Annotated in this window: 7 protein-coding genes; 4 read left to right on the forward strand and 3 right to left on the reverse strand. The window is 63.9% G+C overall.

Annotation, left to right across the window (positions count from 1 at the left end):
• Window positions 1–425 precede the first annotated feature (425 nt).
• The 4 genes from EOA29_RS27345 (at window position 426) to EOA29_RS27360 (ending at window position 2,060) form a co-directional block, all read left to right on the forward strand.
• The gene (locus EOA29_RS27345) at window positions 426–512 is read left to right on the forward strand and encodes a KGG domain-containing protein (RefSeq protein ID WP_126095953.1); all 87 of its coding nucleotides are present in this window, start codon (window positions 426–428) and stop codon (window positions 510–512) included.
• Window positions 513–592: 80 nt separating this feature from the next.
• On the forward strand, window positions 593–1,108 hold the full coding sequence (locus EOA29_RS27350; protein ID WP_126094529.1) for a ferritin-like domain-containing protein: 516 nt from the start codon (window positions 593–595) through the stop codon (window positions 1,106–1,108).
• A gap of 215 nt (window positions 1,109–1,323) precedes the next feature.
• A complete protein-coding gene (locus EOA29_RS27355; RefSeq protein ID WP_127221875.1) occupies window positions 1,324–1,845 on the forward strand; it encodes a hypothetical protein in 522 nt (173 codons plus the stop codon).
• The gene (locus EOA29_RS27360) at window positions 1,842–2,060 is read left to right on the forward strand and encodes a hypothetical protein (protein ID WP_126094531.1); all 219 of its coding nucleotides are present in this window, start codon (window positions 1,842–1,844) and stop codon (window positions 2,058–2,060) included. Before EOA29_RS27355 ends, EOA29_RS27360 begins: the two co-directional genes overlap by 4 nt.
• A gap of 82 nt (window positions 2,061–2,142) precedes the next feature.
• On the opposite strand, the gene EOA29_RS27365 is transcribed toward EOA29_RS27360, so the two are convergent.
• The 3 genes from EOA29_RS27365 to EOA29_RS27375 all read right to left on the reverse strand — a co-directional run.
• Entirely contained in the window at window positions 2,143–2,667 is a 525-nt protein-coding gene (locus EOA29_RS27365) for a hypothetical protein (RefSeq protein ID WP_126094532.1), read from the reverse strand.
• A 322-nt stretch (window positions 2,668–2,989) separates the two neighbouring features.
• The gene (locus EOA29_RS27370) at window positions 2,990–3,349 is read right to left on the reverse strand and encodes a hypothetical protein (protein ID WP_126094533.1); all 360 of its coding nucleotides are present in this window, start codon (window positions 3,347–3,349) and stop codon (window positions 2,990–2,992) included.
• Between the two features lie 89 nt (window positions 3,350–3,438).
• The coding region (locus EOA29_RS27375; protein WP_145969823.1) for an EAL domain-containing protein at window positions 3,439–4,220 on the reverse strand (782 nt) is incomplete at its 5' end.

Here is a 4,220-nt window from a genome sequence, read left to right on the forward strand (position 1 = left end):
ACGGAGGGGGGTCCATCGACGACCGCCCAATAACTCGAAACGCATGCTTTGGTTGCTCTGCCGGGCCTAATGCTCGGGCTCCTCGGACCTCGGTCGTAGGAACTGCTCGGACCATGGCCTGCAAGCAGCGAGCGGGCGGCTCGCTGCTCATTCCCATTTCCGACCGGCGGGTCGACGATCGCCGCCGCGCTATTCACAAAATATTTCGCGCGGAACGGCCGCCGCGGGCGCCGGTTCTTCCTATTCAAGGAAGTCAAACCTCCCTTGAATTCACACCAAGACCATCCGGGACAAGATGGAGTTCAGATATGCCCAATCGAGGTGGACGCCACGAACAGCATGTGAAGGCCGGCCAGCAGAGCCATAAGAACCGCGACCAGGATCGGCGTCGCGGCAGCGGGCAGCAGCAAGCTGAAAACCGCAACATGGGTCAGCACAGAGGCGGCAGCGGCAGTTTTGCCGAAGACCGCGAACGGGCTTCCGAAGCAGGCCGCACGGGCGGCCAGTCCTAAATCTCGAACCGGTGCCCGCTGACGCGGGCGCTTTCCCTTTTTCAAAATCGACGTGTCATTCAAATCGATGGAGCGCAACAATGGCGAAGAAATCCGGGGCGGCGAACGGCCTTGAAAGCCTTTTCGTAGACGGCCTGAAAGACATATATTACGCGGAAAAGAAAATCCTGAAGACATTGCCCAAGCTTGCAAAGGCGGCACAGTCCGAGGAACTGAGCGCGGCGTTCGAGAAGCATCGCCTGGAGACGGAAGGCCAGGTCGACCGTCTCGAACAGGTCTTCGAACTCATCGGCAAGGCCGCCAGGGGCAAGACCTGCCCGGCGATCGACGGCATTCTCGAAGAAGGCGCGGAGATTCTCGAGGAGTATGAGGAGGAACCTGCCCTCGATGCCGGCCTTGTCGGCGCCGCCCAGGCGGTCGAGCACTATGAGATAGCGCGCTACGGCACGCTGATTGCCTGGGCGGAGCAACTCGGCCTGGCCGACGCGTTGCCGCTGCTGCGTGAGACGCTCAAGGAAGAAGCCGCTACCGACGAGGCGTTGACCAAGCTCGGCGAAAGCGGCGCCAACGAACGGGCCTTGCGGGCGGCCGCCTGACGTGGCTGTCATTCGCATGCCAAGGACCTGATGCGGTCGTGCGGTCTTGGCTCGCAGTCGGGACCGCATGCTGGCGCCGATCCGTGCCGGGGCGAGGGACATAGCCGCATCAGCCATTCTCTCCCTGATGGAACCAGTCGCGCCTCCCGCAGTTGCCTAGAAGCGGCCGTCCAGCAAGGCGGCCGCTATCGGCGGGACAACCAGTGGAGGCTCCGATGTCGCTGCAGACCCTTCATCCCGAACGCGTCGACGAGACACGCGTGCAAGCCTACTCGACCTTTGCTCCCGCCCTCATCAACGCGCTGTCGCAACGGCTGGCCCGCTGTCAGGGCCTGAAAGAACTGGGCGAGATGGAGACGTCGCTGATCAGGCTTGTCGAGGAAACGGATATCGCCGCGCCACATGCCGACGCCATGCGTGAATTCGCGATCGAGCTGATTGTGTCGACGATGAGGAATGTGCGCAGCCATCCCGACACGAAGAGCGATCTGGAGGAGATCGACGACCGCCGCACGCAAGGGCGCTCGGAGATTCCGGAGACGCTGGAGGAACAGTTGCAGTCCGGTCTGGAGGACAGTTTCCCGGCGAGCGATCCGCCGGCGGTCGTCTCGACCGCTATCACCGGCGGGTCGAAGCAAATCGTCGGGACCGATGAGGAGCTGCGCCGCAAGAAGCAGGCACGCGGCAGGTCATCGGGACGGCGGGCTGGAGCGGCAACAACGGGAGTTTTACGATGAACCAGCCTAACGGCAAGATCCCGAACCGCCCGGGCGCCGGTCATGCGCCGTCACCCAGCCGGTTGCCGACCAAGGGCGGCGACGATCCGGACGTGCGGTTCCTGGCCGAAAACACCGATCTCTCGCCCAAGCAGGCGCGCGAGCTGATCCGCGAGCATGGGCATGATCGCGACAAGCTGCTTGAGATCGCGCGAACCATGAAGGCGGAGGGCTGAGTTCGGCCCGACGTCGAATGAGAGGTGAGTCACTGAGCGGATGTAATCTCCCCCCTTGATGAGGGGAGATCGGCACGCGCCCTCAGCCACCGTAAAGACCGATCTCGTCTGGCTGGATGGAAGCAGATTTCCCCTCGCCTTGCTTGCCAGCTTCCCTCTCCAGCGCAGCGTCCAACCTGTCGCCGTCGCTGCTTTGCGGATCGGCGATTGAATTGACCAGCGTATCGAGCGAAACGCCAAGCTGATCCAGGCCAAGCTGCCTTTCGATCTCTGCGATCGCGGACGGGGATTGCCGCTTCAGCGCCTCGACCGCGTTCTTGACGGCCGTGCCATAGGAGATCACGGATTCGTAGTCGCCCTGGTCGAGGCCGAACTCCTTGCCCGCGCGCTCCATCAGCCGGACCTTTGTCGCCGTGACGTTGAGGCCGTCCAGGCTGAACATGGATTGGGAAATTTCGGCCATGAGCGGCGCGCCGGAGCCGAGATCGGCGGGGGTGCGATTGATGTTCGCGACGAGACCGTCTCCTGCCGATCCGGCCGCCGACGCCGGGCGTTGCTGCTGCAGGATCGAAAGGGCGGCGTTATTCAGCGTGGGGAGTGAAGACATTGCTGGCCTCGACGGTACCCGTCCGTCATGGAATGGGTGCCGGATATTCGAGCCAAGACATCATGCCTTGAGCAAAGCAAAGGTCGGTTCGGCAAGGCCGTAGCCCAATAATCCTAAGAATTTCCTAGAGCGGTTCAGCGTTTTGATGGGATCGATGAACCGTTCCAAGTGTTTGTTTCATGCGATTCAGGACGGAAAACCGTTGCGGGCTTTTCCTGGAATTGCCTCAGTTTCCTGGCGCGCGGCAGGCCGGCAGGCAGCGCCCCTCCGCTGCCCGCCGGGCGGTCCCCCGCCGGGAGATTGCGGCTTTCAACGCCGATCGTCAGTCGTCGCCGCCGCTGTCATGACTGCCGCTGTCCCCGCCCCCATCGTGGCCACCGCTGTCGCCGCCGCCGTCATGGCTGTCGCTGTCCCCGCCGTCGTGATCGCCGCCCTGGTGATCGCCATCCTCGTCCTGGTCGCCGTCATGCGAGCCCGTCCCGACGCCGTCGCCCTCATGATCGGCCTCGTCATTCTCGGCGACGGCGTGGTCACCGTCATCGCCGGCGGCGGCGCCCTGGTCGTCGTCATCCTCAGCCACGGTCACCTGGCCGCCATGGTCCGAACCCGCGAAGGATGGCTGCGTTGCAAAGATGCCGAGCAGGCCGATTGCGGTTGCCGCCAGCGTTGGAAGGGTCTTCATCTCGTCGCTCCGATCCGATTGTCGGTGCGGATCATTGCCTTGCCGGATTACGGCGCGCTTAAACGAGCGGTTTCAATTTTAGCGTTTGCTTATTTTATGCCGCCCACTCGGGCATGCGGTCTTTCAAACGGCGCCGCGCCACCGGCCGCCCGCGCCACGATCGCCTCGAGCGGCTCGGGCCTGTGCAGGAAATAGCCCTGGCCATAGGCGACCCCCATGCCCATGAGGATCTCCAACGCGCTCTTTTCCTCGATCTTCTCGGCCACCACGGCGCTGCCCATGCTTCTGGCAATGCCGGCGATCGCCGAGACGATCTCGCGGTCGAAGCGGCTTTCGGCGATGTGCTCGACGAAGGAGCCGTCGATCTTGATGACGTCGATGGGGAAGCGCCTCAGATATTCGAAGGAGCTCATGCCGGCGCCGAAATCGTCGAGGCTGACGCGGCAGCGGCGCAACCTGGCCTTGCGCACGAATTCTTCCGCCGCGTCGAAATTGGTGACGGCGGCGGTCTCGGTGATCTCGAAGCCGATGCCGGATGGCGGCGCGCCGCTCCCGGCGATCGCGGCATCGACGAAGTCCCAGAGCTGCGGATCGGAGAGCGTCTGCGCCGACAGGTTGAAGCCGAGCGAGATGGCGCCGGAGCGCATCGCCTTGCCGTGGCGCGCCAGTGCCGCGCGGATGATCCAGCGGTCGAGCCGGGCGGCAAGGCCGAAGCGTTCGGCCACCGGCATGAACTCACCCGGCGGGATCAGCTTGCCATTGCGGCCTTCGAGCCGCGCCAGCACCTCGACATGGCGGTTCTCTTCCCAGGGCCTGCCCAGGCGATGGATCTCCTGGCCGAACAGCTTCAGCCGGCCGTCCTCCATGGCGT

Origin of the sequence: Mesorhizobium sp. M1E.F.Ca.ET.063.01.1.1 (genome assembly GCF_003998155.1) — a bacterium.
GTDB lineage: Bacteria > Pseudomonadota > Alphaproteobacteria > Rhizobiales > Rhizobiaceae > Mesorhizobium.

Excerpts from the sequence above, each read along its gene's own strand:
- EOA29_RS27345 (WP_126095953.1), top strand. The coding sequence starts at position 426 with ATGGGTCAGCACAGAGGCGGCAGCGGCAGTTTTGCCGAAGACCGCGAA.
- EOA29_RS27350 (WP_126094529.1), top strand. The coding sequence starts at position 593 with ATGGCGAAGAAATCCGGGGCGGCGAACGGCCTTGAAAGCCTTTTCGTA.
- EOA29_RS27355 (WP_127221875.1), top strand. The coding sequence starts at position 1,324 with ATGTCGCTGCAGACCCTTCATCCCGAACGCGTCGACGAGACACGCGTG.
- EOA29_RS27360 (WP_126094531.1), top strand. The coding sequence starts at position 1,842 with ATGAACCAGCCTAACGGCAAGATCCCGAACCGCCCGGGCGCCGGTCAT.
- EOA29_RS27365 (WP_126094532.1), bottom strand. The coding sequence starts at position 2,667 with ATGTCTTCACTCCCCACGCTGAATAACGCCGCCCTTTCGATCCTGCAG.
- EOA29_RS27370 (WP_126094533.1), bottom strand. The coding sequence starts at position 3,349 with ATGAAGACCCTTCCAACGCTGGCGGCAACCGCAATCGGCCTGCTCGGC.